Genomic DNA, 25732 nt, shown 5'->3' with positions numbered 1-25732 from the left:
GGATTCCCGATACGCCAGCTTACTTGGCGCCGAACACACCGAAACGCTGCTTGAAGCGATCGATACGACCACCGGTATCCAGCACCTTCTGCTTGCCGGTGTAGAACGGGTGGCACTCGGAGCAGACGTCGAGGCTCAGGTTCTTGCCCAGCGTGGAGCGGGTCTTGATGACGTTGCCACAGCTGCAGGTGGCCTCGATTTCGACGTAATTAGGATGGATATCGGCTTTCATGGTGAATCCTCTAGGATTGTGTGCCGCCACCCGACCCTATGTCGAGTACCGCACGAAGTAGGGCGCGAATCATACCAGAGCGCTAGGGTGATGCAAGCGCGGGCGACAGACGCGCTGAGCCGCTGGCGCGCGCGCGACGACGCCGAATCGCGTCATCGTTTACCATCGCCGCACATCACCAAGGATCATCGAGTGTCTTCCAGCATCCTCCGCCTGGCGCTGCCCTCACCCCTGCGTCGCCTGTTTGATTACCTGCCGCCGGCTGGCGTGTCACCCGCCGCTCTTCAACCAGGCGTACGCCTGCGCGTGCCCTTCGGTCGACGCGAAGTGGTCGGCATTCTGGTCGAGCTGAGCGACCACAGCGAAGTGCCGGCGGAAAAGCTCAAGCCGGCCCTGGAACTGCTGGATAGCAAACCACCCCTGCCCGCCCCGCTATTCAAGCTTTGCCTGTGGACCGCGCAGTATTATCAGCACAGCCTTGGCGACACCCTCAGCTGGGCACTGCCGGTACTGCTGCGCCAGGGCGAACCCGCTGAAGCGCGACAAGAGCGCTACTGGCACGTAGCCGAAGGCGCGAGCCCTGACGATCCGCGATTGGTTCGTGCTCCCAGGCAGCGCGAAGCGCTGAAGGCCATCGCCCAGCACGCTCACGGCTTGCCACATGCGCTGCTCAGCAAACTGCAACTGAACAAGGACAGCCTCGATCTGCTGCTGGAAAAGGGGCTGGTGCGTATCGAATCCCGCCGCAGCAGGCCGACGCGCGGGCACAGTGGCGGCTGGCTGCTACAGACCGAGCTCACCTTGAATACACAGCAACGCGCAGCCTTCGAGGCGGTGAGCGCCGGCCTCGGAGGATTTCAGGCGTTCCTGCTGGCGGGGGTGACCGGCAGCGGCAAGACCGAGGTCTACCTGCAACTGATTCATCGCGTATTGGAAGCCGGCAAGCAGGCGCTGGTGCTGATTCCCGAGATCAACCTGGGGCCACAGACGCTTGCCCGCTTCGAACAGCGCTTCAACGCCCGGATCGCGCTGCTGCACTCCAACGTCAACGATCGTGAACGACTCGATGCCTGGCTCGCCGCCCGCGATGGCGAGGCGGATATCATCATCGGTACCCGTTCGGCCCTGTTCACGCCGATGAAGAATCCCGGCCTGATCATCATCGACGAGGAGCACGACGCCTCTTATAAACAGCAGGAAGGCTTGCGCTACCACGCCCGCGACCTGGCCCTGCTGCGCGCGCGCCAGGAGAACCTGCCGATTGTGCTCGGTTCGGCCACGCCCTCTCTGGAAAGCCTGCACAACGCCCACAGCGGCCGCTATGCGCTGCTCAAGCTGACGCAACGGGCCGGCAATGCACAGTCGCCGCGCTTCCTGCGCCTGGATGTCAAGAGTCGCCCGCTGGACGCCGGCATATCCGGCCCGCTGCAACAGGCCATCGGCCAGACCCTCGGCGCCGGCCAGCAGGTTTTGGTCTACCTCAACCGACGTGGCTTCGCCCCCACCCTGCTCTGCCATGACTGCGGCTGGCTCAGCCAGTGCCCACGCTGCGACGCGCGGATGACCCTGCATCAACGTCACAACGAACTGCGCTGCCACCACTGCGGGCACGTCGAGCGACCGCCGCGCAACTGTCCGGACTGCGGCAAGGTGGATCTGCGCCCGGTTGGCGCCGGAACGGAACGCGCCGAGGAACGCCTGGGCATCCTCTTTCCCGACTATCCGGTGCTGCGTATCGACCGCGACAGCACCTCGCGCAAGGGCGCGATGGAGCAGATGATCGGCACCATCAACCGCGGCGAACCCTGCCTGCTGGTCGGCACGCAGATGCTCGCCAAGGGTCACCATTTTCCGCGCGTCACGCTGGTGGCGATTCTCGATGCCGACGGCGGGCTGTTCTCAGCCGACTTCCGCGCCAGCGAGCGCATGGCCCAGCTGATTGTCCAGGTCGCCGGGCGCGCCGGGCGCGCAGAGGAGCCTGGCAAGGTCATCATCCAGACGCATCTGGCCGACCATCCGCTGCTGGTGCAGCTGACCGAACAGGGTTATTTCGCCTTCGCCGAGCAGGCCCTGTCCGAGCGCCGCGCGGCCGGCCTGCCGCCGTTCAGCCATCTGGCGCTGCTGCGCGCCGAGGCACAGAAGCCCGGCCAGGCCGAAGCCTTCCTCGACGACGCCTGCAACCTCGCCGAACAGTTGCTCGACCAGCTGCAGCTCAACGGCGTCGACCTGCTCGGACCGGTTCCCGCACCGATGGAACGGCGTGCCGGCCGCTACAGGGCGCAATTACTGCTTCAGGGCAACGCGCGGGCGACCCTGCACCGGCTGATGGGCGCCTGGGTCCCGATGCTCGAACAACTGCCCGGCGGTCGTGCCGTGCGCTGGAGCCTGGATGTCGACCCGATCGATCTGTTCTGATCGCCTGATCGAAACCCGGACTTTTGCCGCCCTGCGCGCCACGCACCTTGAAGCGATACCCATCGCGACCCGATAATGCCGGGTTTTCGCGCACACTTGCGGACTGAGCCGACCATGAAAGACAGCATTCGCCACCTGATCCAGCAAGCCCTCGTCCGCCTGACCGCTGAAGGCGTCCTGCCTGAAGGGCTGACCCCTGCGATTCAGGTGGAAAACACCAGGGACAAGAGCCACGGCGATTTCGCCAGCAACATCGCCATGATGCTGGCCAAACCGGCCGGGCTGAAGCCGCGCGACCTGGCCGAGAAGCTAATCGCCGCGCTGCCGCAGGATGCGCAGATCAGCAAGGTGGAAATCGCCGGACCAGGCTTTCTGAACTTCTTCCAGAACAGCGACGCACTGGCCGAGCGCCTCGAAGCGGCCCTGGCCGATCCACAGCTGGCAGTGCGCAAGGCGTCGGCGCCTCAGCGCGTGGTGATCGACCTGTCATCGCCGAACCTGGCGAAAGAGATGCATGTTGGCCACCTGCGCTCGACCATTATTGGTGACGCCGTCGGTCGTGTGCTCGAGTACCTCGGCGACGAGGTGATCCGGCAGAACCACGTCGGCGACTGGGGCACCCAGTTCGGCATGCTGCTGGCTTACCTCGAGGAGAAACCGGCGGCGACGGAAAGCGAGCTGTCCGACCTGGAGCAGTTCTATCGCGCAGCGAAACAGCGCTTCGACGAGTCCGCCGGGTTCGCCGACCGCGCCCGCGAACTGGTGGTAAAGCTTCAAGCCGGGGACGCACAGTGCCTGAGCCTGTGGACACGCTTCAACGATATTTCCCTGTCGCACTGCCAGAAGATCTACGACCGCCTCAACGTCAAGCTGACCCCGGCCGACGTCAAGGGTGAGAGCGCCTACAACGCCGAGCTTGCGGATATCGTCGAAGCCCTGCGCAGTAAAGGTCTGCTCACCGAGGACAACGGCGCGCAGTGCGTCTTCCTCGACGAATTCAAGAACGCCGAAGGCAATCCGCTCCCGGTGATCGTGCAGAAGGCCGGCGGCGGCTACCTCTACGCCACCACCGACCTGGCAGCCATGCGTTACCGCAGCCAGGTCCTGCATGCCGATCGCGCGCTGTATTTCGTCGATCAGCGCCAGGCCCTGCATTTCCAGATGGCTTTCGAAGTGGCGCGTCGCGCCGGTTTTGTCCATGCCGGTATGCAGCTTGAGCACATGGGCTTCGGCACCATGAACGGCGCCGACGGCCGCCCGTTCAAGACCCGCGACGGCGGCACGGTAAAGCTGATCGATCTGCTCGACGAAGCCGAGCAGCGCGCCTATGCCTTGGTCAAGGGCAAGAATCCGGACCTCGATGAAGCCGAGCTGCGCCAGATCGCCCGCGCGGTGGGTATCAGCGCCGTCAAATATGCCGACCTGTCCAAGCACCGCACCAGCGACTATCGCTTCAACTTCGAACTGATGCTGAGCTTCGAAGGCAACACCGCGCCCTACCTGCTCTATGCCTACACCCGCGTGGCCAGCGTTTTCCGCAAGCAGGGTCAAGGCATCGATGAGATCGCCGGACAGATTCAGCTCGAGGCTGAGCAGGAACTGGCGCTCGCCGCCAAGCTCGCCCAGTTCGGCGAAGTGCTGAACAGCGTCGGTGAGAAAGGCGAACCGCACTTGCTGTGCGCTTACCTGTACGATCTGGCCGGGCTGTTCTCCAGTTTCTACGAGCACTGCCCGATCCTCAGCGCCGAACAACCAGAGCAGAAGCAGAGTCGACTGCGCCTCGCTGCCCTGACCGGCAAGACCCTCAAGCAGGGCCTGGAACTTCTCGGCCTGGAAACTCTGGAGCGCATGTAAGTGGCTGCAAGGAAGAAAGCCGCGCCCAAACGAGGCGCGAGCCGCTATCAGGCGCCGGCCAAACAGGCCGTACCAGGCTGGATCTGGCTGGTCTGTGGCCTGGTCATCGGCGGTTTCATCATGTTTCTGATGAGCCTTGAGCCGGGTGGCGAGGAGGTCAAGCGCAACAAGGACGCACCCAAGACCGCGATCAAGGAGCAGCCCAAGCGCACGCCAGCCAGCGAGCAGGCGACCAAGCCGAAGTACGACTTCTATACGCTGCTGCCGGAGTCGGAAGTGATTCTGCCGCCGGAAGCCAAGCAGCCGGAACCGCCGACCAAGCCGGTAACGCCGGAGGAAGCAGCGAAGATCGACGAAGCCCGCGCGCAGGCCGCACTCAATGGCCAGGTACCACCGCCGCCGCCCACAGTGGCCAAGGCACCAGTTACCCAGTTCTTTCTGCAGGCCGGCTCGTTCCGCCAGCAGGCGGAGGCTGATCGGGTACGCGCGCAGATCATCCTGCTTGGTCAGGACGTGCGCGTGGAAAGCGTCAAGGTGCGTGATGAGCCCTGGTATCGCGTCCTGGTCGGACCCTTCGGCAGCCGCGAGCAACTGAATGCCGCACAAAAGACGCTGGCCGCCAGCGGCTACAAGAACCTGCTGTTGCAACAGCGGCAGACGCGCTGAATGAAAAACGCCGGGCTTTCGACCCGGCGTTTTTCATTCTGGCGCAGCAAACCGAATCAGCTTTCCCGCGGCGCGTAGGCAAACACGTCAGCGCGCATCTGATGCGGGTCCATCCCCGCCTCCACCAACGCATCCAGCGTGCCATAGACCATCGACGGCGAGCCGCTGGCATAGATATGCAACGGTTTGAGATCGTTGAAATCCTCGCGAATCGCTTCGTGCAGCATGCCGCAGCGACCGTCCCAGCCGCAGACGTCGCTGACGACACGATGCAGATGCAGATTGCTCATGCCTTGCCACTCATCCCAGTGCGACAGCTGGTAGAAGTCTTCGGGATGGCGAACACCCCAGTACAGATGCACCGGATGCGAAAACCCGGCTGCGCGGCAATATTCGATCAGACTGTGCATCTGCGCCATGCCGGTGCCCGCTGCAACCAGCACCAAGGGACCGTCCGGCAGTTCTGCCAGATGCGTGTCGCCGAATGGCAGCTGGATCCGCGCAAAGCCCTGCCGCCGCAGGAATGACAGCAGCTCGATCGCGGATTCCTCACGCGCCAGCACGTGCAGCTCCAGCTCTCGGCCACTGCCGGGAGCAGAGGCGAGGGAAAACGCCGACCACTCACCGTCCTCCCGTTGCAGCAACAGATATTGACCGGCGTGATAGCGCGGCTGGCGACCGGCCGGCAGGCGTAGGCGCAAGCGCACCACATCGCCACCGACCTCTTCGTAGCCACTGAGCTGGCAGCTCAGCTCGCGTACCGGCAATTCGCCGGGCGCCAGCACGCCATCCCAGAGCAGCACGCAGTCTTCCAGTGGCTCGGCCAGGCAGGCCAGCAGCTCGCCGTGATCGCGCACCTCGCCGGCCTGCCGCACACGTCCTTCGACCAGCAGCGAGGCGCAGATGTGGCAATTGCCGTTGCGACAGCTCTGCGGGCATTCGTAGCCCAGACGCCTGGCGGCATCTAGAAATCGTTCGCCGGGCCGCACGTCGAGCACGGCGCCGGATGGCTGCAAAGTAACTTTCATGTGCACGTCTTATCAGTGAACGGGATGACCCGCCAAGGCTTTCGGGCGGGCTCGGGCCCGCCTCTTCGGATATGTCAGTCGATACCCAGCTGCGACCAGAGTTCATCAACCCGCTGCTTCACCGCCGGGTCCTGAACGATGACCCGCCCCCATTCGCGGTTGGTCTCGCCCGGCCATTTGTGGGTGGCATCCAGGCCCATCTTCGAGCCCAGCCCGGAGATCGGCGAGGCGAAATCCAGGTAGTCGATCGGCGTGTTGTCGATCATCACCGTGTCGCGCTTGGGATCCATGCGTGTGGTGATGGCCCAGATCACATCGTTCCAGTCGCGGGCATTGATGTCGTCGTCGGTGACGATGACAAACTTGGTGTACATGAACTGACGCAGGAAGCTCCACACGCCGAGCATGACCCGCTTGGCGTGGCCGGGATACTGCTTCTTCATGGTCACCACCGCCATGCGGTAGGAACAGCCTTCCGGCGGCAGGTAGAAATCGACGATTTCCGGGAACTGCTTCTGCAGGATCGGTACGAACACCTCGTTCAGCGCCACGCCGAGAATCGCCGGCTCATCCGGCGGACGCCCGGTATAGGTGCTGTGATAGATCGGGTTTCGGCGATGGGTAATGCGCTCGACGGTGAACACCGGGAAGCGGTCGACCTCGTTGTAGTAGCCGGTGTGGTCGCCGTAAGGTCCTTCATCGGCCATCTCGCCCGGATGGATATGCCCTTCGAGGACGATCTCGGCGTACGCCGGCACCTGCAGATCGGAGCCGATCGCCTTGACCAACTCGGTGCGCGAACCGCGCAACAGGCCGGCGAAGGCATATTCGGACAGTGTATCGGGCACAGGCGTCACCGCACCGAGAATCGTCGCCGGGTCCGCGCCCAGTGCCACGGCGACCGGGTACGGCCGATCCGGGTATTTATTGCACCATTCACGGAAATCCAAGGCCCCACCACGATGGCTGAGCCAGCGCATGATCACCTTGTTGCGGCCGATGACCTGCTGGCGGTAGATACCGAGGTTCTGCCGCTCCTTGTTCGGCCCCTTGGTAATGGTCAGACCCCAGGTGATCAGCGGCGCGGCGTCGCCCGGCCAGCAGTGCTGTACGGGGATTGTCCCCAGGTCGACGTCATCACCTTCGATGATCACTTCCTGGCAGGGCGCGTCCTTGAGCACCTTGGGCGCCATGCTGATGACCTTCTTGTAGATCGGCAGCTTGCTCCAGGCGTCCTTCAACCCCTTCGGCGGCTCCGGCTCCTTGAGAAACGCCAGCAGCTTGCCGATCTCACGCAGTTCGGAGACATCCTCGGCGCCCATACCGAGGGCGACCCGCTGCGGCGTGCCGAACAGATTGCCAAGCACCGGCATGTCGAAACCCGTCGGGTTCTCGAAGAGCAGTGCCGGGCCCTGCTTGCGCAGGGTGCGGTCACAGATTTCGGTCATTTCCAGAACCGGGGAGACAGCAGCCGTGACGCGCTTGAGCTCACCGCGTTTTTCCAGGCCGCTGATAAAGTCGCGCAGATCGCGATACTGCATGCTTGAGCCTCGCATGGGCCGGCAGGGACGAGGCGCAAAGTTTAGCGCCCGCGTCGGGTTTTCCAAAACCTGCAGACAAACGAAGGCCGGGTTTCCCCGGCCTTGTTGGCAACGACGAGTCGCTTACTTGCGCTTCATGGACATGAAGAATTCGTCGTTGGTCTTGGTGTCCTTGAGCTTGTCGAGCAGGAACTCAATCGCAGCGCTTTCATCCATCGGATGCAGCAGCTTGCGCAGGATCCAGATGCGCTGCAGCTCTTCCTCACTGGTCAGCAGCTCTTCGCGGCGAGTACCCGAACGGTTGATGTTGATGGCCGGGAAGACACGCTTCTCGGCAATGCGACGATCCAGTTGCAGCTCCAGGTTACCAGTGCCCTTGAACTCCTCGTAGATCACCTCGTCCATCTTCGAGCCGGTCTCCACCAGCGCGGTGGCGAGAATGGTCAGCGAACCGCCTTCCTCGATGTTGCGCGCGGCACCGAAGAAACGCTTGGGCTTCTCCAGGGCGTGGGCATCGACACCACCAGTGAGCACTTTGCCGGAGCTCGGGATCACGGTGTTGTAGGCACGCGCCAGACGGGTGATGGAGTCGAGCAGAATGACCACGTCCTTCTTGTGCTCGACCAGGCGCTTGGCCTTCTCGATCACCATCTCAGCGACCTGCACGTGACGGGTTGGCGGCTCGTCGAAGGTGGAGGCGACCACTTCGCCGCGCACGGTGCGCTGCATCTCGGTCACTTCTTCCGGACGCTCGTCGATCAGCAGAACGATCAGGTGGCACTCGGGGTTGTTGCGGGTGATGTTGCTGGCGATGTTCTGCAGCATGATCGTCTTGCCCGCCTTTGGCGGAGCGACGATCAAGCCGCGCTGGCCCTTGCCGATCGGAGCACAGAGGTCGATTACGCGACCGGTGAGGTCTTCGGTGGAACCGTTGCCGGCTTCCATCTTCAGGCGCTCGTTGGCGAACAGCGGGGTCAGGTTCTCGAAGAGGATCTTGTTCTTCGCGTTCTCCGGCCGATCGTAGTTGATCGAGTCGACCTTGAGCAGGGCGAAGTAGCGCTCACCTTCCTTCGGAGGGCGAATCTTGCCGATGATGGTGTCACCGGTGCGCAGGTTGAAGCGGCGAATCTGGCTGGGCGAGACGTAGATATCGTCCGGGCCGGCCAGGTAGGAAGAATCCGCAGAGCGCAGGAAGCCGAAGCCGTCCTGGAGAATCTCCAGCACGCCATCACCGGAGATTTCCTCGCCGCTTTTAGCGTGCTTCTTGAGCAGGGAGAAAATCACGTCCTGCTTGCGCGAACGGGCCATGTTATCGATGCCCATCTGTTCGGCCATTTCCAGCAGTTCGGTGATGGGCTTTTGCTTGAGTTCAGTCAGATTCATAGAGAGAGTCAGGAAGGATGTAGAAAGCGATTAGCTTGAGAAGCCGCGCAGCAAGAGACGAACAGGTTCGTTGTGCTTTATGAGGCTGAAGTGCGTCGGCGACGGCGTGCAGAGGGCGACGGAAGAATGCGTCGCGAGGCCGAATTTAGCACCGTGCAGACGAAGCGTCCACCCTGCCGATGAAAAAAGCCCCCGCGACTGCGAGGGCTTTAGAGGGGAACTTCGGCGAAGTCAGATGTTGCTGTCGAGGAACGCCGCCAGCTGCGACTTGGACAGTGCACCGACCTTGGTCGCCTCGACATTGCCGTTCTTGAACAGCATCAGCGTCGGGATACCGCGCACGCCGTACTTCGGCGGGGTTTCCTGGTTCTCGTCGATATTGAGCTTGCAAACCTTCAGACGACCTTCGTAGTCCTTGGCGATCTCGTCGAGTACCGGCGCGATCATCTTGCACGGACCACACCACTCGGCCCAGTAGTCGACCAGTACGGGACCGTCGGCCTGGAGGACGTCCTGCTCGAAACTGCTGTCGCTGACATTGTTGATGTATTCGCTCATGGATTTTCTCCAGGGTCGGAACGGAAAGGTCGCCATCATAGCCCTACTGTGAGCGGATCGAAAGCTGCAGACCCTCGGGTCGGCGACGATCGCCCGCGAGCGGCGCCTCCGTGCGTCAACGACTGCGTTGGCGGATGGGGGCGATCATGTCAGGATGTCTGAGTTTTGCATCGAGACTGCCCAATGCGCCATAACACCGCTGAGACCTTTCCCATGATCGCCGCCCTGGATCTGGGCTCGAACAGCTTTCACATGGTGCTCGCGCGCACCAGCAATGGCGAAATGCGCATCCTCGAACGGCTCGGCGAGAAGGTCCAGCTGGCTGCCGGGATCGACGAAAACCGTCTACTCGACGAGGCCGCCATGCAGCGTGGGCTGGACTGTCTGCGTCGCTTCGCCCAGCTGGTCAATCATCTGCCGCAGGGCGCCGTACGCATCGTCGGCACCAACGCACTGCGTGAAGCGCGCAATCGCGCCACCTTCATCCGCCGCGCCGAAGAGATCGTCAACCATCAGGTCGAGGTCATCTCCGGCCGCGAAGAAGCGCGCCTGATCTATCTCGGCGTGTCGCACACCATCCCGAGCAGTTCCGGCCGCCGCCTGGTGGCAGACATCGGCGGCGGCAGCACCGAGTTCATCATCGGCGAAGGGTTCGAATCGCAGCTGCGCGAAAGCCTGCAGATGGGCTGCGTGAGCTACACCCAGCGTTTCTTCCGTGACGGCAAGATCACCCCGGCACGCTACGCCCAGGCCTACACCGCCGCGCGGGTGGAGCTGATGGGCATCGAGCATGGTCTGCGCCGGCTCGGCTGGCAGGAATCCATCGGCGCGTCCGGCACCATCCGAGCCGTCGGTCTGGCGATCAAGAGCGGCGGCTTCGGCAACGGCGAGGTCAACCTCGAAGGGCTGGGATGGCTCAAACGCAAGCTGTTCAAGCTCGGCGACGTGGAGAAGATCGACATCGACGGCATCAAGCCGGACCGTCGCGGCGTGTTTCCTGCGGGCCTAGCGATTCTCGAGGCGATATTCGATGCGCTGGAGATCAGCAGCATGACCCACTCCGAAGGCGCCCTGCGCGAAGGGGTGCTCTACGACCTGCTAGGCCGTCACCATGACGAGGACATCCGTGACCGCTCGCTGAGCTTCCTGATGGAGCGCTACCACGTCGACATGGAACAGGCCGCGCGAGTCGAAGCCAAGGCGCTGGAGGCGTTCGACCAGGTGGCCGAGGCGTGGAGCCTGGATCAGGACTGGCACCGGGAGCTGCTCGCCTGGGCTGCACGGGTGCATGAAGTGGGCCTGGATATCGCGCACTACCACTACCACAAGCATGGCGCCTACCTGATCGAGCATTCCGACCTGCCCGGCTTCTCCCGTCAGGATCAGCTGATGCTGGCGCTGCTGGTGCGCGGCCACCGACGCAATATTCCTCAGGACAAGTTCGGCGAGACCGGGGTCGATGCCGATGCACTGGTGCGACTGTGCATCCTGCTGCGCTTCGCCATCCTGTTCCACCACATCCGCGGTGCCAACGCCGTCTCCGAGGTGCAGCTAAAGGCGACCGAACGGGGCCTGGAGCTGATCTTCCCGACCGGCTGGCTGGGCGCGAACCCACTGACCAGGGCCGACTTCGAGGCCGAAGCCGCCTGGCTCGCGCGCGTGGGCTACGAACTGCGGATGAAATGAAACAAGGGCCCTAGGGGCCCTTGATGATACAGGTAACCAGTCTTCGCCTCCTGAGCCAGGCCGACGCGGCACGCGCCAGCCACATGCCTGAAAACGCACCGTGGGAAACACCCGACTCAGCGCACGCCGACCTGCGGCCCGGTGAGACGCTCCAGCAACGTACTCTGTATGTTGCGCGCATTCTGATTACCGGTGGGGCTGTTGCGCAGGTAGCTGCCGTCAGGCTGCAGAATCCAGCTCTGGGTGTTGTCGCTGAGGAAGCCTTCCAGCTCCTTCTTAACCCGCATCACCAGTTTCTTGCCTTCCACCGGGAAACAGGTTTCCACCCGACGATCGAGGTTGCGCTCCATCCAGTCGGCACTGGACAGGTAGAGCTTCTCGTCACCGTCATTCTGGAAGTAGAACACCCGACTGTGCTCAAGGAACCGGCCGATGATCGAGCGCACATGGATGTTGTGCGAGACACCGGCGATGCCCGGCCGCAGGCAGCACATGCCACGCACGATGAGATCGACGCGCACGCCGGTCTGGCTGGCCTTGTACAGCGCCTTGATCATCTTCGGATCGGTCAGCGCATTGATCTTCAGAATGATATGCGCGGGCCGCCCCTCGGCCGCGTGCTGGGTTTCCTGCGCGATCAGGTCCAGCAGCGTCTTCTTCAGGGTAAATGGCGCGTGCAGCAGCTTCTTCATGCGCATGGTCTTGCCCATGCCGATCAATTGACTGAACAGCTTGGAGACGTCCTCACACAGAGCGTCATCGGATGTCAGCAGACTGTAGTCGGTATACAGCCGGGCGTTGGCCGCGTGGTAGTTGCCGGTGCCCAGATGCGCGTAACGGCACAGCTCGCCATTTTCGCGACGCAGGATCAGCATCATCTTGGCGTGGGTCTTGTAGCCGACCACGCCATAGATCACCACCGCGCCGGCCTGCTGCAGGCGGCTGGCGAGCTGCAGGTTGGATTCCTCGTCGAAGCGGGCGCGCAGTTCGATCACCGCGGTAACTTCCTTGCCGCTGCGCGCCGCATCGACCAGCGCATCGACGATCTCCGAATTGGCACCCGAGCGATACAGCGTCTGCTTGATCGCCAGCACGCACGGGTCCTTCGCCGCTTCACGCAGCAGATCGACCACCGGCGTGAAGGACTCGAACGGGTGCAGCAGCAGGATGTCCTGCTTGTTGATCACACTGAATATCTTGTCGCTGTTCTGCAGCAACTTCGGAATTGATGGTGTGAAGGGGCTGTATTGCAGCTCCGGGTGGCTGTCCAGCCCGGTGATGCTGAACAGGCGGGTCAGGTTGACGGGGCCGTTGACCCGGTACATTTCGCCCTCGCCCAGACTGAACTGCTTGAGCAGAAAATCGGCCAGGTGCTGCGGGCAGGTATCGGCCACTTCCAGGCGCACGGCATCGCCATAACGACGCGAGATCAGCTCGCCACGCAGCGCACGTGCCAGGTCCTCGACGTCCTCGGTGTCAACCGAAAGGTCGGCGTTACGGGTGAGGCGGAACTGGTAGCAGCCCTTGACCCGCATGCCGTGGAACAGGTCGTCGGCATGGGCATGGATCATCGAGGAGAGGAAGACGAAATTGTCGCCGGCGCCGCCGACCGACTCCGGCACACGGATCACCCGCGGCAGCAGGCGTGGCGCCGGGATGATCGCCAGACCGGAATCGCGGCCGAAGGCATCGACGCCTTCCAGCTCGACGATGAAGTTCAGGCTCTTGTTCACCAGCAGCGGGAACGGATGGGTCGGATCGAGACCGATCGGCGTGACGATCGGCGCAATCTCGTCGCGGAAATAGCGGCGCACCCAGGTCTTGAGTTTGGCCGTCCAGTGCCTGCGGCGAATGAAGCGGATCTGATGCTCGGCCAGCGCTGGCAGAAGCACGTCGTTGAGGATCGCGTACTGGCGGTCGACCTGTTCGTGGACCAGCTCGGAGATGCGCGCCAGCGCCTGATGCGGCTGCAGGCCGTCGGCGCCCGCCTGTTCGCGGGCGAAGGTGACGCGCTTCTTCAGTCCGGCGACGCGAATCTCGAAGAACTCATCGAGGTTGCTGGAGAAGATCAGCAGGAACTTCAGCCGCTCCAGCAGCGGATAGGACTCATCCAGCGCCTGCTCGAGCACGCGGACGTTGAACTGAAGCTGCGAAAGCTCGCGATGGATGTACAGCGCACTGTCGTCCAGGTTGGTCACCAGCGCGACCGGCGTCTCCTCGACGACTTCCAGTGGCGCAGACACCACCTCGGGCAACGTCTGTTCCAGCACCTCGCCGACCACGGCGTCCTGCAGATCCTTTTCGCTGAGTCCCTGGTTGATCATCGCTTTGCCTCGAAAGGGCTCACTGGCCCCGTTTTAATTGTTGTGCCGCCTGTTTGGCGAAGTAAGTCAGGATGCCATCGGCCCCGGCACGCTTGAAGCCGACCAAAGACTCAAGGATGACGGCCTCGCTCAGCCAGCCATTCTGGATGGCGGCCATGTGCATGGCGTACTCGCCGCTGACCTGATAGACGAAGGTCGGCGCCTTGAAGGCATCTTTGACCCGCCAGACGATATCCAGGTAGGGCAGACCGGGCTTGACCATCACCATGTCCGCGCCTTCGGCCAGGTCGGCGCCCACTTCGTGCAGCGCCTCGTCACCGTTGGCCGGGTCCATCTGATAGGTATTCTTGTTGCTCTTGCCGAGGTTGGCGGCAGAGCCCACCGCATCTCGGAACGGGCCGTAGTAGGCGCTGGCGTATTTCGCCGAATAGGCCATGATGCGCACGTTGTGGTGTTCGGCCACTTCCAGCGCCTCGCGAATCGCCTGGATACGACCATCCATCATGTCCGACGGCGCGACCACCTGAGCGCCGGCTTCGGCGTGGGACAGCGCCTGGCGGACCAGCGCGTCGACAGTGACATCGTTCTGCACGTATCCGCTGTCGTCGAGAATGCCGTCCTGGCCGTGCGTGGTGAATGGATCGAGGGCTACGTCGGTGATGATCCCCAGCTCAGGGAAACGCGCGCGCAAGGCGCGCGTGGCGCGCTGGGCGATGCCCTCCGGGTTCCAGGCTTCGGCCGCATCGAGGGACTTCTTCTCCAGCGGTGTCACCGGAAACAGCGCCAGCGCCGGAATGCCCAGCGCCACCAGCTCTTCGGCCTCCTCGAGCAGCAGGTCGATGGACAGGCGCTCCACTCCCGGCATCGACGGCACCGGCTCGCGGCGATTCTCGCCGTCGAGCACGAACACCGGCAGGATCAGGTCATCGACGGTCAGCACATTTTCGCGCACCAGACGGCGGGAAAAATCGTCACGACGATTGCGACGCAGACGAGTAGCGGGGAACAGCCGGCTGGCAGGAACGAAACTCACGACGGACTCCTGGCCCGCAGAGCGGGCGAATATGACGTTTATAGGCCCGACACATGACGAAATGATGACAACGCCAGGCCGCCGAGCCTCCGAAACCGCGCCCATTGTCGCCAGCCATGCCGGCGACTGCCAGTGCTTTGATCAGGCGCAAACTGCCGCGCCAGACCTGCGGCAATGAACACCGGCGCATCGCGCGAATCCAACGGAACGTGTGGGGCTTACCTGGAACCGTCCCAGGTATTAGCATCGAACGCATCCGCCGTGCCCGACGCAGGGCCGCTGAACTTGACCAGGAGTACCACCATGAACAAGAAAGTCGCCGTGATCCTCTCCGGCTGTGGCGTCTACGACGGCTCGGAGATCTACGAAAGCGTCATCACCCTGCTGCGCCTGGACCAGCGTGGCGTCAAGGTGCAGTGCTTCGCACCGAACATCCCGCAGATGCACGTGATCAATCACCTGACCGGCGACGAGATGCCGGAGTCGCGCAACGTGCTGACCGAGTCCGCTCGCCTGGCCCGCGGCGAGATCAAGGATCTGCGCGAGGCGCGCGCCGAGGATTTCGACGCGCTGATCATCCCCGGCGGTTTCGGCGCCGCGAAGAACCTCTCCAATTTCGCTACCGAAGGCGCCAGCAGCAAGGCACTGCCGGATGTGGTGGCGCTCGCGCAGGCCTTTGCCGAGGCACGCAAGCCGGTCGGGATGATGTGCATCGCGCCGACCATGGCCGCGCAGATCTTCGGCGCCGGCGTGGTCTGTACCCTTGGCAGTGACGAGGCCGATGCCGCCAAGGCGGTCGCGCAGATGGGCGCCGAGCATCAGGCGTGCGAAGTCAGCGACATCGTCGTCGACAAGCAGCATCGACTGGTCACCACACCGGCGTACATGCTGGCGCAGTCCATCAGCGAAGCCGCTTCGGGCATCTACAAGCTGGTCGACCGGGTACTGGAAATGACCACCGAAGACTGATCCGAACGCCGCCGAATGATCCCGGGTCCGCCCGGGATTTTTTTGCGCGAAAGCCGCCAAAGCCGCGGCTGCTCGTGCCGCCACTCTGTTCAGCGCGAACATCCTCGGGCAGCTTGATCGCTCATCCACAGGAACGCCGACCATGAACCACGACGACGCCCTGCTCGCCGAGCAGGCCCAGGCGGTACGCCAGATGTTCGAACGCATCCCCTTCAACCAGGCGCTGGGCATCGAACTGGACGAGGTATCGACCTCCCAGGTCGTCATGCACCTGCCGATGAAGCCGGAGCTGGTCGGCAACTTCGTCCACGGCATCCTGCATGGCGGGGTCATCGCCTCGCTGCTGGACGTGGCCGGCGGGGCAATGGCAATGCTCGGCGCCTTCGACAAGCATCGCCATCTGACCACCCAGGAGCGCGCCGCACGGCTTTCCCGGCTGGGAACCATCGATCTGCGCATCGACTACCTTCGCCCAGGCCGAGGCACCCGCTTCAGTGCCAGCGCGATGCTGCTGCGCTCGGGCAACAAGGTCGCGGTGGTGCGTTCTGAGCTGCACAACGAACTGGGCACCCTGATCGCCGTGGGCACCGGCACTTATCTTTGCGGTTGATCAGCCGATAGGAGATTGGCGGCCAGGGTGACCTCTCGTACACTCTGCCACAGATGGCCATGCGCCACTATTCTCACGAGGCAGGACGCCCGACTGTTCGAGTGCCGCCGCGTGTCCAGACTTCTGGTTTCCGACCTTCCCGCCGACCAGATAGCCCTGCTCGGCCACAGTCACGATCCTCTGCTGGTCGTTCTCTCCTACCTGGTCGCCAGCGCGGCGGCGTTCACCGCACTGGCGCTGGCCAAGCGGGTCAGCCGCAGCGGCAGCCCGCGCGGCCGCGACTTGTGGCGTTGGGTCGGCGCGTTCGCTCTGGGTGGCGGCATCTGGTCGATGCATTTCATCGGCATGCTGGCCTTCAGCGCGCCACTGGACATCAGCTACGACCATCGCATCACCCTGCTTTCGCTGCTGATCGCCATGGCCGTATCTTATGTGGTGATGCGTCTGCTCGGCCGCGATCGCCTCAGCGTGCCGCAGTACGCGCTGGCCGGCACCGCCGCCGGCATCGGCATCGCCGCCATGCACTACACCGGGATGGCGGCGATACGCTCGCTGGCCACGCTCTACTACGCACCGCTGGCCTTCGCCGCCTCTGTTCTGATCGCCATCGGCGCCTCGATCGCCGCGCTGGTGCTGGGATATCACTTCCGCGCCAGCCAGAGCCGGCACCAGCACTGGCAGCGCCTGCTCTGCAGCCTGTTGATGGGCGCGGCGATCGTTTCGATGCACTACACCGGCATGCATGCGCTGACCCTGGCAGTCCCCGCCCACATGCTGGAGCACACCGCCCCGTTCGGCAGTCATGGCGGCCAGCATGCCGTCCTCGCCTCGGCAATCGGTCTGGTCGCCCTGCTGGTGATCGTCACCGGCATCGCCGCCAGCTGGGCCGAGCAGCGCTTCAGCGAGCAACGCCAGGCACTCGACCAGGCCGAGCACCAGCTCAACGCGATGACCCATTACGACCCGCTGACCAACCTGTTCAACGGTCGCGCCTTCACCGAGATGGTCACCCAGGTCCTGGCCGCGCGCGAGGAACGTCAGGCGCTGGCCGTGCTGGTGGTGGATCTGGACAACTTCAAGCGCATCAACGACAGCCTCGGCCACCGCAGCGGCGACCTGGCATTGCAACAGGCGGCGCATCGAATCCGCGCGGTACTCGGTCAGCACGACATGCTGGCGCGCTTCTCCGGCGACGAGTTCTGCGTCTTGACCCTCGGCCAGTGGGAGCAGGCCCAGGCGCTGGCCAACCACATCCTCGAACAGCTGCGCCCGCCCTTCACCTTGGGCGACACCCAGCTGCGCCTGACCGCCAGCATCGGCATCAGCCAGTACCCCGAAGACGGCCTGAACTTCGATGCGCTGTTCCGCCACGCAGGCCTCGCGGTCGGCCAGTGCAAGGCCAGCGGCCGCAACCGCAGCCTGCGCTTCAACCCCGCGCTGGAACTGCGCGCCCAGGAGGATCTGTCGCTGGAACAGGACCTGCGCCGGGCACTGAACGAAAACCTCCTCAGCGTGAACTATCAGCCCATCGTCGATGGCCGCAGCGGCGAGCCGGTGAGTCTCGAGGCGCTGGTGCGCTGGCAGCATCCGCAGCAGGGTTTCATCAGCCCCGAGCGCTTCGTCGGACTGGCCGAGCAACACGGTTTCGTCGCCGAGCTGGACGCCTGGGTCGCGCGCCGCGCCTGTGCCGACCTGGTCGCCTTGCTCGATGAGGGCTACGACCTGCGGGTAGCGGTCAATTGCTCAGCGCTCAACCTGTCCAATCTGCAGATGCCGGAGGTCGTCGCGCGCATTCTCGAACGTACCGGTCTCGACCCGGCGCGGCTGACCGTGGAAGTCACCGAGAATGCGCTGATGAACAGCCTTGGCGCGGCGGTGCGCACCCTCGATGCCGTCCGTGAGCTCGGGGTGAAGGTGTCCATCGATGATTTCGGCAGCGGCTATTCCTCGCTGGCCTACCTGCGCAAGCTGCCGGTGGACACCCTCAAGGTCGACCGCGCCTTCGTTCAGGAAATCGCCGAGCAGGCCAATGACCGTGCCATCACCGCGGCGATCATCGCCATGGCGCATAAACTCGGTCTCAAGGTGGTGGCCGAAGGCGTCGAGGAGGAGGTACAGCTGGCCTACCTGCGCGAAAACGGCTGCGATTACATCCAGGGCTACTACTACAGCCGCCCGCTGCCATTGTCGGCACTGCGCGACTGGCTGGCCGCGCGGCGGCCGCTCACTGCGGGCGCGACAATCGCGTGAGCAGGCGGTCCAGGGAATTGGCGAAGGCCTGGCGGTCGCGCTCGCTGTAGGCCCCCTGGCCGCCGCCCATCTGGCCCTGATCGCGTAGATCGGTGAACAGGTTGCGCACCGCCAGCCGCTCGCCCATGTTGCGCTCGTCGAACTCGCGACCGCGCGGGTCGAGCGCCGCGACGCCCTTCTTCACCAGTCGATCGGCCAGCGGAACGTCGCTGCAGATCACCAGATCGCCGGGCTCGGCATGTTCGACCAGATAGTCATCGGCTGCATCCGGCCCGCTCGGCACCACGATCAGCCGCACGCAAGCGAACGCCGGCTTGACCTGGCTCTGGCCGGCAACCAGCAGCACCTCGAACCGCCGTTTGAGGGCGAACTTGATCACCTGGTCCTTGGCTGCACGCGGGCAGGCATCGGCATCGATCCACACGCGCATGGCGGTTGCCTCGCTCATGCCACCGCGCGCCTTACGGTCGCCAGCAGCGCCGCCGCGCCGGCGAACATTGCGGCGAAACTGCGGTTGACCAGGCGCTGCTGACGCGGCGTGCGCAACAGCCGCAGCACTTTCGCCGCCAGCCCGGTGTAGCCGGCCATGACGATCAGGTCGACCACCACCATGGTCGCGGCCATCTCGCTGTATTGCAGCAGCAACGGCCGCTGCGGGTCGAGAAACTGCGGCAGTACGGCGAGGATGAAAACGATTGCCTTGGGGTTGCTGGCGTTGACCACAAACCCGCGCAGCATCAGGCTCAGCGGCCTGCCGATGGGTCGCGGGGCGGCGGAATCATCCAGCGCCTCGGGCTGCGCCTGCCACTGCTTCCAGGCCAGCCAGAGCAGATAGCCGACGCCGAACCACTTGATCAGGCTGAATGCCAGTTCCGACGCGGCCAGCACCGCACCGACGCCCGCCGCGACCACGGCGATCTGCAGCACCAACGCCAGCTGCAGGCCGATGGCATTCCAGTAGCCGCGCCAGAAGCCGTACTGCAGCCCGCAGGACATCGACGCGATGGCGCCGGCACCCGGGGACAGGCTGATCACCCAACAGGCAACGAAGAACGCGAGCCAGGATTCCAGGGACATGCTGATTACCTCCATTCAACGAGCGCCGGCCGCCCGGTCGGCGCTTCGGTTCAGTCCGGCGAGCCCTTGCCCAGCTTTACCGGCTCCTTGAGCTTGCGCTTCATCGCCTTGCGCATGCGAATGTTCAGTGCCTCGACGCCCAGCGAGAAAGCCATCGCGAAGTAGACGTAGCCCTTCGGCACATGCACATCGAAGGCTTCGGCGATGAGCAGCGTGCCGACGACGATGAGGAACGACAGCGCCAGAATCTTCAGCGTCGGGTGCTGGTCGATAAACTCGCTGATGGTACCGGCAGCCAGCATCATCACCAGCACCGCGATGACGATCGCCGCGACCATCACCGGGACGTTCTGCACCAGACCGACCGCCGTGATCACCGAGTCCAGCGAGAAGATGATGTCGATCACCGCGATCTGCAGGATGATCCCGATAAACCCGGCCTTTACCACGGCGCCGCCCGCAGCCTGCTCCTCTTCCTCGCCTTCGACGCTGTGCCAGATCTCCATGGTGCTCTTGAACAGGAGGAACAGGCCTCCGAAGAAGAGGATCAGGTCCCGCCCGGAAACGCCCTCGTCCAGCACCGTGAACAAGTCATTGGTCAGGCGCATCACCCAGGCGATGGATAGCAGCAGCAGGATCCGCGTGCCCATGGCCAGCGCCAGGCCGAAGAAGCGCGCCTTCGGCTGCTGCTCCTTGGGCAGGCGGCTGACCAGAATCGAAATGAAGATGATGTTGTCGATGCCGAGGACGATTTCCAGGGCGGTCAGGGTCAGAAAGGCGACCCATATCTCAGGGTTGCTGAGCCATTCCATGAGGGTTCTTACTCGTTGGGGTTACGGTTATAGAGTTGCACTTCGCTGCCACGCCAACGGCGTACGGCCTTCTGGAAGAACAGGCTGTTGGGCACCTGAACGATGGCGCCGGTGCCGGCTTCGGCCACCTCTTCCAGGGTGGTGTAGACCAGATTGATGTCGATGACCCGACCCTTGACGATCGGCTTGTCGAACGCCTCGACAATTTCCACCACATCGCCCAGCCGGAACGGGCCGACAGTGAGGATGAGCACCGCACAGAGCAGGTTGGACAGCACGCTCCAGATCGCGAAGAACGCGATGGCCGCCACTGCGACGAAACCGGAGATGGCTGTCCACAGCACGGTGGCGGAGACGCCGAAGCGCTCCAGCACCATGAGCAGCGCGCCGCCGATGATGAACCAGCGAATACCGCCGCGCACCGGGATCAGCAATTCCGGCGGCAACGGATAACGCGACGACAGCCGAGTTAGTCCACGGGCGACCAAGCGCTGCAGGACATAGGCGACCAGCAGGATCAACAGCACCTGCAAGCCCAGCATCCACTGCAAACGCCATTCTTCAACCAATGTCAGCCAGGGTTCGCTCATGCACTGGCCTCCAGTTGCGCCTGCAGGCTCTCCAGTATTTCCAGCGCCTCCAGCCAGGCTTCCTCCAGCTCGCCTTCGCGAACCTTCAGCTCGGCCTGCTTGGCCAGCAGCTCACGCAACTCGTCCTTGCGAGCAGACTCATAAAGCGCACTGTCGCCCAGCTGCGCCTCGAGCGTCGCCAGCTTCTCGTGCACCATCGCCAGATCCTTCTCCAGTTTGTCCGCTTGGCGCTTGTGCGGCGCCAACTGCTGGCGCAGGGCGGCGGCGGCCTGACGCTGGGCGCGCTTGTCGGTCTTGTCCGCCGCCGGCTCGCCGCTGGCCACGGGTTGTTGGCGCGCACGGTAATCCACCAGCCAGCGTGCATAGTCTTCGAGATCGCCGTCAAAGCTCTGCACCTGACCATCGGCGACCAACAGGAACTCGTCGGTGGTGCTCTTGAGCAGATGACGGTCGTGGGATACGACCAGCACCGCACCTTCGAAATCCTGCAGGGCAAGCGTCAGGGCCAGGCGCATTTCCAGGTCGAGGTGGTTGGTCGGTTCGTCGAGCAGCAACAGGTTGGGCTTGCCCCAGGCGATCAGCGCCAGGGCCAGGCGCGCTTTCTCGCCGCCGGAAAAATTCAGCACCGGCTCGTCGCAGCGCGCGCCGCGGAAATCGAAGCCGCCGAGAAAATCACGCAGTGTCTGCTCGCGCTCGGCCGGAGCGATGCGCTGCAGGTGCAGCAAGGGGCTGGCCTTGGGATCGAGCGAATCCAGCTGATGCTGGGCGAAATAGCCGACCGCCAGGTTCTCGCCGCGCTGCAGACGACCGGACAACGGGGCCAGTTCTGCGGAGAGTGTCTTGATCAGCGTTGACTTGCCGGCACCATTCGGCCCCAGCAAACCAATACGCGCGCCGGGCACCAGCTGCAGCTTGACCTTGTCCAGCACCACCTTTTCGCCGTAGCCGAGGCGCCCTTCGGCGAGGTCCAGCAAGGGGCTGGACACCTTGTCCGCCTCGCGGAAGCGGAAGTCGAACGGCGAATCCACGTGCGCCGGCGCCAGTTCCTCGAGGCGCTCCAGCGCCTTGATCCGGCTCTGGGCCTGGCGTGCCTTGGTCGCCTGGGCCTTGAAGCGGCGGATATAGCTTTCCATGTGGGCGCGCTGCGCCTGCTGCTTCTCGAAGGCTTGCTGCTGCTGCGCCAGACGCTCGGCGCGGGTTCTCTCGAAGGCCGAGTAGCCGCCGCGGTAGAGCGTCAGTTTGCGCTGTTCCAGATGGATGACGTGATCGACCACCGAGTCGAGGAAATCGCGGTCGTGGGAAATCAGCAGCAGGGTGCCGGGATAGCCCTTGAGCCAGTCCTCGAGCCAGAGGATCGCATCGAGATCGAGGTGGTTGGTCGGTTCGTCCAGCAGCAGCAGGTCGGACGGGCACATCAGTGCCTGGGCGAGGTTGAGACGCATGCGCCAGCCACCGGAGAAGCTGCTGACCGGCAGCGTCATCTGCTCGTTGGCAAAGCCCAGCCCGGCGAGCAACTTGCGCGCACGGGCGTCGGCGCTGTAGCCGTCGACGTTGTCCAGCTCGGTGTGCAGACGCGCCAGTGCGTTGCCATCGTGGGCCTGCTCGGCGGCGGCAAGTTCGCGCTGAATGCGCCGTAGCTCGACGTCGCCATCGAGCACATAGTCCACGGCCAGGCGATCGAGGGTATCGATCTCCTGGCGCATGTGCGCGATGCGCCAGTCCGGCGGCAACTGGCAATCGCCGCCGTCGGGCACCAGCTCGCCACGCAGCAGCGCGAAGAGGGTGGATTTGCCAGCGCCATTGGCGCCGATCAGGCCAGCCTTCTGGCCGGGGTGCAGGGTCAGCTCGGCGCCTTCCAGCAAACGCTGAGGGCCACGCTGTAGAGTGAGGTTCTGGAGTCGGATCATAATGCCGGCGAGTTTATCAGTTCGCCTGGAAAGCCAGCCGGGCCACCCGCAAAAAAAGGCGTACCACTTATGCCCAACCTGGATCTCTGGACGTTTGCCCTCAACTGCTACGCACGAGAGGGGGTCGAGACTGCCTGCCTGGAACTGCAAAGTCAGGGGGCGGACGTCTGTGTGCTGATCTGCGCGGCCTGGCTGGAAGCACGCGGGGTGGCCTGCAATCTGGAGCGGATGTGTGTGCTGGAAGACGTCGCCGCACCCTGGCGACACATAGTGGTGGAGCCGCTGCGCGAACTGCGTCAGGCATGGCGCTCGCCGGCTGAACAGGACGAAGCGCTGCGAGAACTGCGCAAAACACTCAAGACACTGGAACTGCAAGCCGAGCGCAGCCTGCTGGAACGGCTACAGACGGCAAGCCGCGAATGGAACGAAAGCACTGACGCCAACCAGTGGTTGAGCGCTCTTGCGCCGAAAGGTAGTTGCCGCGTTGCGCTGGAAACCCTGCGCAACGCGGCCTATCAGACTCAGCTGGAGCTGGCCGGTGTCTGAGTCGCGGTGCGCTTGGCTGCAGGTTTGCGAGTGGCAGGCTTTTTCGCCACGGCCTTGGCTGCGGGCTTCGCAGTCGCAGGCTTGGCCGCTGAGTCAGCCGCGGCGGGCGCTGCACTGTCAGCTGATTGCGCGGCCGCAGCGGGTTTGGACACAGTAGCCGAGCGGGCGCGAGTCGGTGCCTTGGCCGTTGCAGGACGTGAGGCTGCAGGCTTGGCCGCGGCACCGCCAGCTGATGTCTTCGCTGCTGTCTTGGTCGGTGCTTTCGTTGGAGCCTTGGCTGGCGTTTTAGCCGCCGGCGCTGTCGCTGCCTTGGTGGTCGGAGCCTTGGCGGATGCTGCTGCCGATTTGGCTGCAGTCGGGGCGGCCTTGCTGGCCGGCTTGCGCGCTGCCGGACGGGAGGTTGCGGCGGGCTTGACGGCCGTCGCCTGCTGCTGGGCGCGCAAGGCCTTGTCAGCGTCATCTGCGACCTTGCGGATGCCCTGAGCCAGCTTCAGGCTCTGCTCGGCATCGCGCTTGAGGTCGGCCAGGTAGGTCAGGGTTTCGCTCTGCCGGCTCTGCAGCAATGCAAGGGATTCTTCCAGCTCGCCGAGCCGGGAGCGCGCTTTGGTCTGCGCCTTGGTCTTGCCCGTGCTGCCGGCCTCGTCGAGCTTGGCGCGCGCCTTGGTCAATTTGTCTTGTGCCTTGCCACGCTGCTTTTGCAGCTTGGCGAGCGCACTTTCGGCATCCTTGATCGCCTGGCTGCAGGCTTTGTCCAGATGCTCGATGAGACTGTGGGAAAGCTGCTGCAACAGATGCAGCGGAGTGGTGACCGACTTCTTCTTCGCGGGCATGAAAGTGCCTCCTGGCGGGAACGATGCCCCCATACTAGACGGCCCGCCAGGTGGCCGCCAGGGGACGCGAAGCGCCACACCCGCCGAAGCGGATGGAAGATCTCAGGCCGGAGCAGCCGCCTGCTTGTGCGCGGTATGCAGCACCTCGATCAGGCAGTCTTCCAGCTCGAACCGCTCATGCAACAGCTGACCGAGTTTCTTGAGCTCATCGGCCAAGCCCGGGCTACCCAGGCAATCGCCCTTCTCGCAACGATCGTTGAAGCCCAGCGAGACCTGGGTGATGGTTTCGATACGCGGATAGATCTGCTTGGCCAGTTCGATGGCGCGAGCATCACCGAAGGCTTCGGCCTCGGCGAGCAGTTGTTCATAGATTTCGAAGTGGCCGGCAGAGACGTAGTCGACCAGATATTCGCAAAACCGCTGCAGGGCCTGGCGAGCGGCGGCATCGTCACGCTCGGTATGCAGCCCGTCGTACGCATTGATAAGCGCGTGGCGCTCGTTCAACCAACGGTCGATCAGCAGATGTACACCACCCCAGCGTTCTTGGGCATTCCGACAGCTCTCGAGCATGATGACCTCACTTCCCTAATCGATGTTGCTTTACGCCATTCCGAGACGTTTTTGTCTTTCGGTATCGGCCTTTGGGTGAGTGACGGTGACGAGTGGCAAGAATCCGTCACCGCACGAGCAGACTATGCCGCGCTGCTCGAAGCATCAAGCAAAATGCCGACGAATCTTGCGAGCGCAGCGGCACCGGGTGGATGCCGCACGTCGAGAAGAAGACCGCACAAGCGTGACGGGAGTTCGCCGGGGGAAGGTAAAGATCGGTTCAGTCGCGACGCAACAGTTGCCACGCACAGACGATGGCCATGCCGATGAAGCCCAGCAGGCTCCACTCGGGGATGCTCAGGCCGAGCATGGTCCAGCTCACCTCGGCGCACTCGGCGGTACCGTGCAGCACCAAGCGCGCGATCTCCTGGAATGGCAACGCCTCCATCATGTATTCCAGGCTCGGCAGGCAGCTCGGCAGCTGATCGGCAGGCACGCTCTGCAACCAGATCTGGCGAATCGCCGTGGCCGCGCCGGTAGCCACGAAGAGCAAGGCGAAACCGGAGTAGACACGCCGCCCCGTCTTTGCCGGCCCGTGAATCGCCGCGGCCAGGCAGATCAGGCCGAAACCGATGACGCAGATGCGCTGGACAATACACAGTGGGCAAGGCGCAAGCCCCATCACGTGCTCCATGTAGAGCGCGATGGCGATCAGCAGGGCGCTGCCCAGAGAGGCGAGAGCGAACAGGGAACGAGGGCTGGCCAGGCGCATGATGGCTCCACTAGCTGGAAAAGTTCGCTACGGTAGTGGAAACGTCGATAGGCTTACAAGCCGCGCGGCAGCGTCAGGCCCGCCACATGGCGGACCTGAC

23 protein-coding genes are annotated in these 25732 nt (G+C 63.8%); 8 read left to right on the top strand and 15 right to left on the bottom strand.

The features are described from left to right. Nucleotides 1-19 precede the first annotated feature (19 nt). On the bottom strand, nt 20-232 hold the full coding sequence (gene rpmE, locus RT582_RS01465; protein WP_014821726.1) for a 50S ribosomal protein L31: 213 nt from the start codon (nt 230-232) through the stop codon (nt 20-22). A 192-nt stretch (nt 233-424) separates the two neighbouring features. Between rpmE and RT582_RS01460 the strand changes: the two genes are divergently transcribed. The 3 genes from RT582_RS01460 to RT582_RS01450 all read left to right on the top strand — a co-directional run bounded on the left by RT582_RS01460 (nt 425) and on the right by RT582_RS01450 (nt 5167). Next, entirely contained in the window at nt 425-2647 is a 2223-nt protein-coding gene (locus tag RT582_RS01460) for a primosomal protein N' (RefSeq protein ID WP_312965397.1), read from the top strand. A gap of 114 nt (nt 2648-2761) precedes the next feature. Then, entirely contained in the window at nt 2762-4501 is a 1740-nt protein-coding gene (gene argS / locus RT582_RS01455) for an arginine--tRNA ligase (protein ID WP_312965399.1), read from the top strand. Next, nucleotides 4502-5167: an SPOR domain-containing protein gene (locus tag RT582_RS01450; RefSeq protein WP_179484965.1), complete on the top strand. Its 666-nt coding sequence runs from the start codon at nt 4502-4504 to the stop codon at nt 5165-5167. Nucleotides 5168-5223: 56 nt separating this feature from the next. Here the strand turns inward: RT582_RS01450 and RT582_RS01445 are convergent, their stop codons facing one another. The 4 genes from RT582_RS01445 to trxA form a co-directional block, all read right to left on the bottom strand. Next, nucleotides 5224-6195 (bottom strand): CDP-6-deoxy-delta-3,4-glucoseen reductase, encoded by a 972-nt coding sequence (locus RT582_RS01445; RefSeq protein WP_014821730.1) that lies wholly within the window; start codon nt 6193-6195, stop codon nt 5224-5226. Between the two features lie 74 nt (nt 6196-6269). Beyond that, nucleotides 6270-7736 (bottom strand): 4-hydroxy-3-polyprenylbenzoate decarboxylase, encoded by a 1467-nt coding sequence (gene ubiD / locus RT582_RS01440; RefSeq protein ID WP_041015163.1) that lies wholly within the window; start codon nt 7734-7736, stop codon nt 6270-6272. A gap of 123 nt (nt 7737-7859) precedes the next feature. Beyond that, nucleotides 7860-9119 (bottom strand): transcription termination factor Rho, encoded by a 1260-nt coding sequence (gene rho, locus RT582_RS01435; protein ID WP_014821732.1) that lies wholly within the window; start codon nt 9117-9119, stop codon nt 7860-7862. A 231-nt stretch (nt 9120-9350) separates the two neighbouring features. Further along, nucleotides 9351-9677 carry a thioredoxin TrxA gene (trxA, locus tag RT582_RS01430; protein WP_003283463.1) on the bottom strand — a complete coding sequence of 109 codons (327 nt, stop codon included), beginning with the start codon at nt 9675-9677 and terminating at the stop codon, nt 9351-9353. A 183-nt stretch (nt 9678-9860) separates the two neighbouring features. On the opposite strand from trxA, the gene ppx reads away from it, so the two are divergent. After that, on the top strand, nt 9861-11363 hold the full coding sequence (ppx, locus tag RT582_RS01425; RefSeq protein ID WP_014821733.1) for an exopolyphosphatase: 1503 nt from the start codon (nt 9861-9863) through the stop codon (nt 11361-11363). 116 nt (nt 11364-11479) lie between these two features. On the opposite strand, the gene ppk1 is transcribed toward ppx, so the two are convergent. Together ppk1 and hemB are read right to left on the bottom strand one after the other, a co-directional pair. Beyond that, nucleotides 11480-13687, bottom strand: coding sequence for a polyphosphate kinase 1 (gene ppk1 / locus RT582_RS01420; protein ID WP_041015164.1), 2208 nt, complete (start codon nt 13685-13687; stop codon nt 11480-11482). Nucleotides 13688-13706: 19 nt separating this feature from the next. After that, entirely contained in the window at nt 13707-14720 is a 1014-nt protein-coding gene (gene hemB, locus RT582_RS01415; protein WP_003301081.1) for a porphobilinogen synthase, read from the bottom strand. A 303-nt stretch (nt 14721-15023) separates the two neighbouring features. On the opposite strand from hemB, the gene elbB reads away from it, so the two are divergent. The 3 genes from elbB to RT582_RS01400 all read left to right on the top strand — a co-directional run bounded on the left by elbB (nt 15024) and on the right by RT582_RS01400 (nt 18549). Beyond that, complete coding sequence (gene elbB, locus RT582_RS01410; RefSeq protein WP_003301082.1) at nt 15024-15689, top strand: isoprenoid biosynthesis glyoxalase ElbB; 666 nt, start codon at nt 15024-15026, stop codon at nt 15687-15689. A gap of 142 nt (nt 15690-15831) precedes the next feature. Next, a complete protein-coding gene (locus RT582_RS01405) occupies nt 15832-16299 on the top strand; it encodes a thioesterase family protein (protein WP_003301083.1) in 468 nt (155 codons plus the stop codon). Nucleotides 16300-16410: 111 nt separating this feature from the next. Continuing rightward, nucleotides 16411-18549, top strand: coding sequence for a putative bifunctional diguanylate cyclase/phosphodiesterase (locus RT582_RS01400; protein ID WP_041015165.1), 2139 nt, complete (start codon nt 16411-16413; stop codon nt 18547-18549). Here the strand turns inward: RT582_RS01400 and RT582_RS01395 are convergent. From RT582_RS01395 to RT582_RS01375, 5 genes are read right to left on the bottom strand one after another with little or no spacing between them, the layout of a single operon-like run. After that, nucleotides 18524-18979, bottom strand: coding sequence for a YaiI/YqxD family protein (locus tag RT582_RS01395; protein ID WP_003301085.1), 456 nt, complete (start codon nt 18977-18979; stop codon nt 18524-18526). The two genes, RT582_RS01400 and RT582_RS01395, sit on opposite strands and share 26 nt — an antisense overlap. Before the next feature lie 14 nt (nt 18980-18993). Continuing rightward, nucleotides 18994-19626 (bottom strand): LysE family transporter, encoded by a 633-nt coding sequence (locus RT582_RS01390; protein ID WP_003301086.1) that lies wholly within the window; start codon nt 19624-19626, stop codon nt 18994-18996. 50 nt (nt 19627-19676) lie between these two features. After that, on the bottom strand, nt 19677-20438 hold the full coding sequence (locus RT582_RS01385) for a TerC family protein (protein WP_003301088.1): 762 nt from the start codon (nt 20436-20438) through the stop codon (nt 19677-19679). Nucleotides 20439-20446: 8 nt separating this feature from the next. Beyond that, the gene (locus RT582_RS01380; RefSeq protein ID WP_014821740.1) at nt 20447-21028 is read right to left on the bottom strand and encodes a mechanosensitive ion channel domain-containing protein; all 582 of its coding nucleotides are present in this window, start codon (nt 21026-21028) and stop codon (nt 20447-20449) included. Then, on the bottom strand, nt 21025-22935 hold the full coding sequence (locus tag RT582_RS01375) for an ATP-binding cassette domain-containing protein (RefSeq protein WP_041015166.1): 1911 nt from the start codon (nt 22933-22935) through the stop codon (nt 21025-21027). The genes RT582_RS01380 and RT582_RS01375 overlap by 4 nt, the downstream gene beginning before the upstream one ends. A gap of 69 nt (nt 22936-23004) precedes the next feature. Between RT582_RS01375 and RT582_RS01370 the strand changes: the two genes are divergently transcribed. Next, nucleotides 23005-23481, top strand: coding sequence for a TIGR02444 family protein (locus tag RT582_RS01370; RefSeq protein ID WP_312965411.1), 477 nt, complete (start codon nt 23005-23007; stop codon nt 23479-23481). Here the strand turns inward: RT582_RS01370 and RT582_RS01365 are convergent. From RT582_RS01365 to RT582_RS01355, 3 genes are all read right to left on the bottom strand, one after another. Next, nucleotides 23457-24311 (bottom strand): AlgP family protein, encoded by an 855-nt coding sequence (locus RT582_RS01365; protein WP_312965413.1) that lies wholly within the window; start codon nt 24309-24311, stop codon nt 23457-23459. The two genes, RT582_RS01370 and RT582_RS01365, sit on opposite strands and share 25 nt — an antisense overlap. A 102-nt stretch (nt 24312-24413) precedes the next feature. Beyond that, nucleotides 24414-24881, bottom strand: a complete 468-nt coding sequence (locus RT582_RS01360; protein ID WP_014821744.1) for an Rsd/AlgQ family anti-sigma factor — start codon at nt 24879-24881, stop codon at nt 24414-24416. A 259-nt stretch (nt 24882-25140) separates the two neighbouring features. Next, nucleotides 25141-25632, bottom strand: coding sequence for a disulfide bond formation protein B (locus RT582_RS01355; protein ID WP_312965414.1), 492 nt, complete (start codon nt 25630-25632; stop codon nt 25141-25143). Between the last annotated feature and the right edge of the window lie 100 nt (nt 25633-25732).

It is taken from the genome of Stutzerimonas kunmingensis (assembly GCF_032106285.1).
GTDB classification, from domain to species: Bacteria; Pseudomonadota; Gammaproteobacteria; order Pseudomonadales; family Pseudomonadaceae; genus Stutzerimonas; species Stutzerimonas kunmingensis_B.
Note: the sequence above shows the minus strand (reverse complement) of the source record. Positions and strands in the feature narration are given on the sequence as shown.

What these genes read in the sequence shown, in the direction of transcription:
- rpmE (WP_014821726.1), bottom strand. Translation starts at nt 232, where the DNA reads ATGAAAGCCGATATCCATCCTAATTACGTCGAAATCGAGGCCACCTGC.
- argS (WP_312965399.1), top strand. Translation starts at nt 2,762, where the DNA reads ATGAAAGACAGCATTCGCCACCTGATCCAGCAAGCCCTCGTCCGCCTG.
- RT582_RS01445 (WP_014821730.1), bottom strand. Translation starts at nt 6,195, where the DNA reads ATGAAAGTTACTTTGCAGCCATCCGGCGCCGTGCTCGACGTGCGGCCC.
- ubiD (WP_041015163.1), bottom strand. Translation starts at nt 7,736, where the DNA reads ATGCAGTATCGCGATCTGCGCGACTTTATCAGCGGCCTGGAAAAACGC.
- rho (WP_014821732.1), bottom strand. Translation starts at nt 9,119, where the DNA reads ATGAATCTGACTGAACTCAAGCAAAAGCCCATCACCGAACTGCTGGAA.
- trxA (WP_003283463.1), bottom strand. Translation starts at nt 9,677, where the DNA reads ATGAGCGAATACATCAACAATGTCAGCGACAGCAGTTTCGAGCAGGAC.
- ppx (WP_014821733.1), top strand. Translation starts at nt 9,861, where the DNA reads ATGCGCCATAACACCGCTGAGACCTTTCCCATGATCGCCGCCCTGGAT.
- ppk1 (WP_041015164.1), bottom strand. Translation starts at nt 13,687, where the DNA reads ATGATCAACCAGGGACTCAGCGAAAAGGATCTGCAGGACGCCGTGGTC.
- elbB (WP_003301082.1), top strand. Translation starts at nt 15,024, where the DNA reads ATGAACAAGAAAGTCGCCGTGATCCTCTCCGGCTGTGGCGTCTACGAC.
- RT582_RS01405 (WP_003301083.1), top strand. Translation starts at nt 15,832, where the DNA reads ATGAACCACGACGACGCCCTGCTCGCCGAGCAGGCCCAGGCGGTACGC.
- RT582_RS01395 (WP_003301085.1), bottom strand. Translation starts at nt 18,979, where the DNA reads ATGCGCGTGTGGATCGATGCCGATGCCTGCCCGCGTGCAGCCAAGGAC.
- RT582_RS01390 (WP_003301086.1), bottom strand. Translation starts at nt 19,626, where the DNA reads ATGTCCCTGGAATCCTGGCTCGCGTTCTTCGTTGCCTGTTGGGTGATC.
- RT582_RS01385 (WP_003301088.1), bottom strand. Translation starts at nt 20,438, where the DNA reads ATGGAATGGCTCAGCAACCCTGAGATATGGGTCGCCTTTCTGACCCTG.
- RT582_RS01380 (WP_014821740.1), bottom strand. Translation starts at nt 21,028, where the DNA reads ATGAGCGAACCCTGGCTGACATTGGTTGAAGAATGGCGTTTGCAGTGG.
- RT582_RS01375 (WP_041015166.1), bottom strand. Translation starts at nt 22,935, where the DNA reads ATGATCCGACTCCAGAACCTCACTCTACAGCGTGGCCCTCAGCGTTTG.
- RT582_RS01370 (WP_312965411.1), top strand. Translation starts at nt 23,005, where the DNA reads ATGCCCAACCTGGATCTCTGGACGTTTGCCCTCAACTGCTACGCACGA.
- RT582_RS01365 (WP_312965413.1), bottom strand. Translation starts at nt 24,311, where the DNA reads ATGCCCGCGAAGAAGAAGTCGGTCACCACTCCGCTGCATCTGTTGCAG.
- RT582_RS01360 (WP_014821744.1), bottom strand. Translation starts at nt 24,881, where the DNA reads ATGCTCGAGAGCTGTCGGAATGCCCAAGAACGCTGGGGTGGTGTACAT.
- RT582_RS01355 (WP_312965414.1), bottom strand. Translation starts at nt 25,632, where the DNA reads ATGCGCCTGGCCAGCCCTCGTTCCCTGTTCGCTCTCGCCTCTCTGGGC.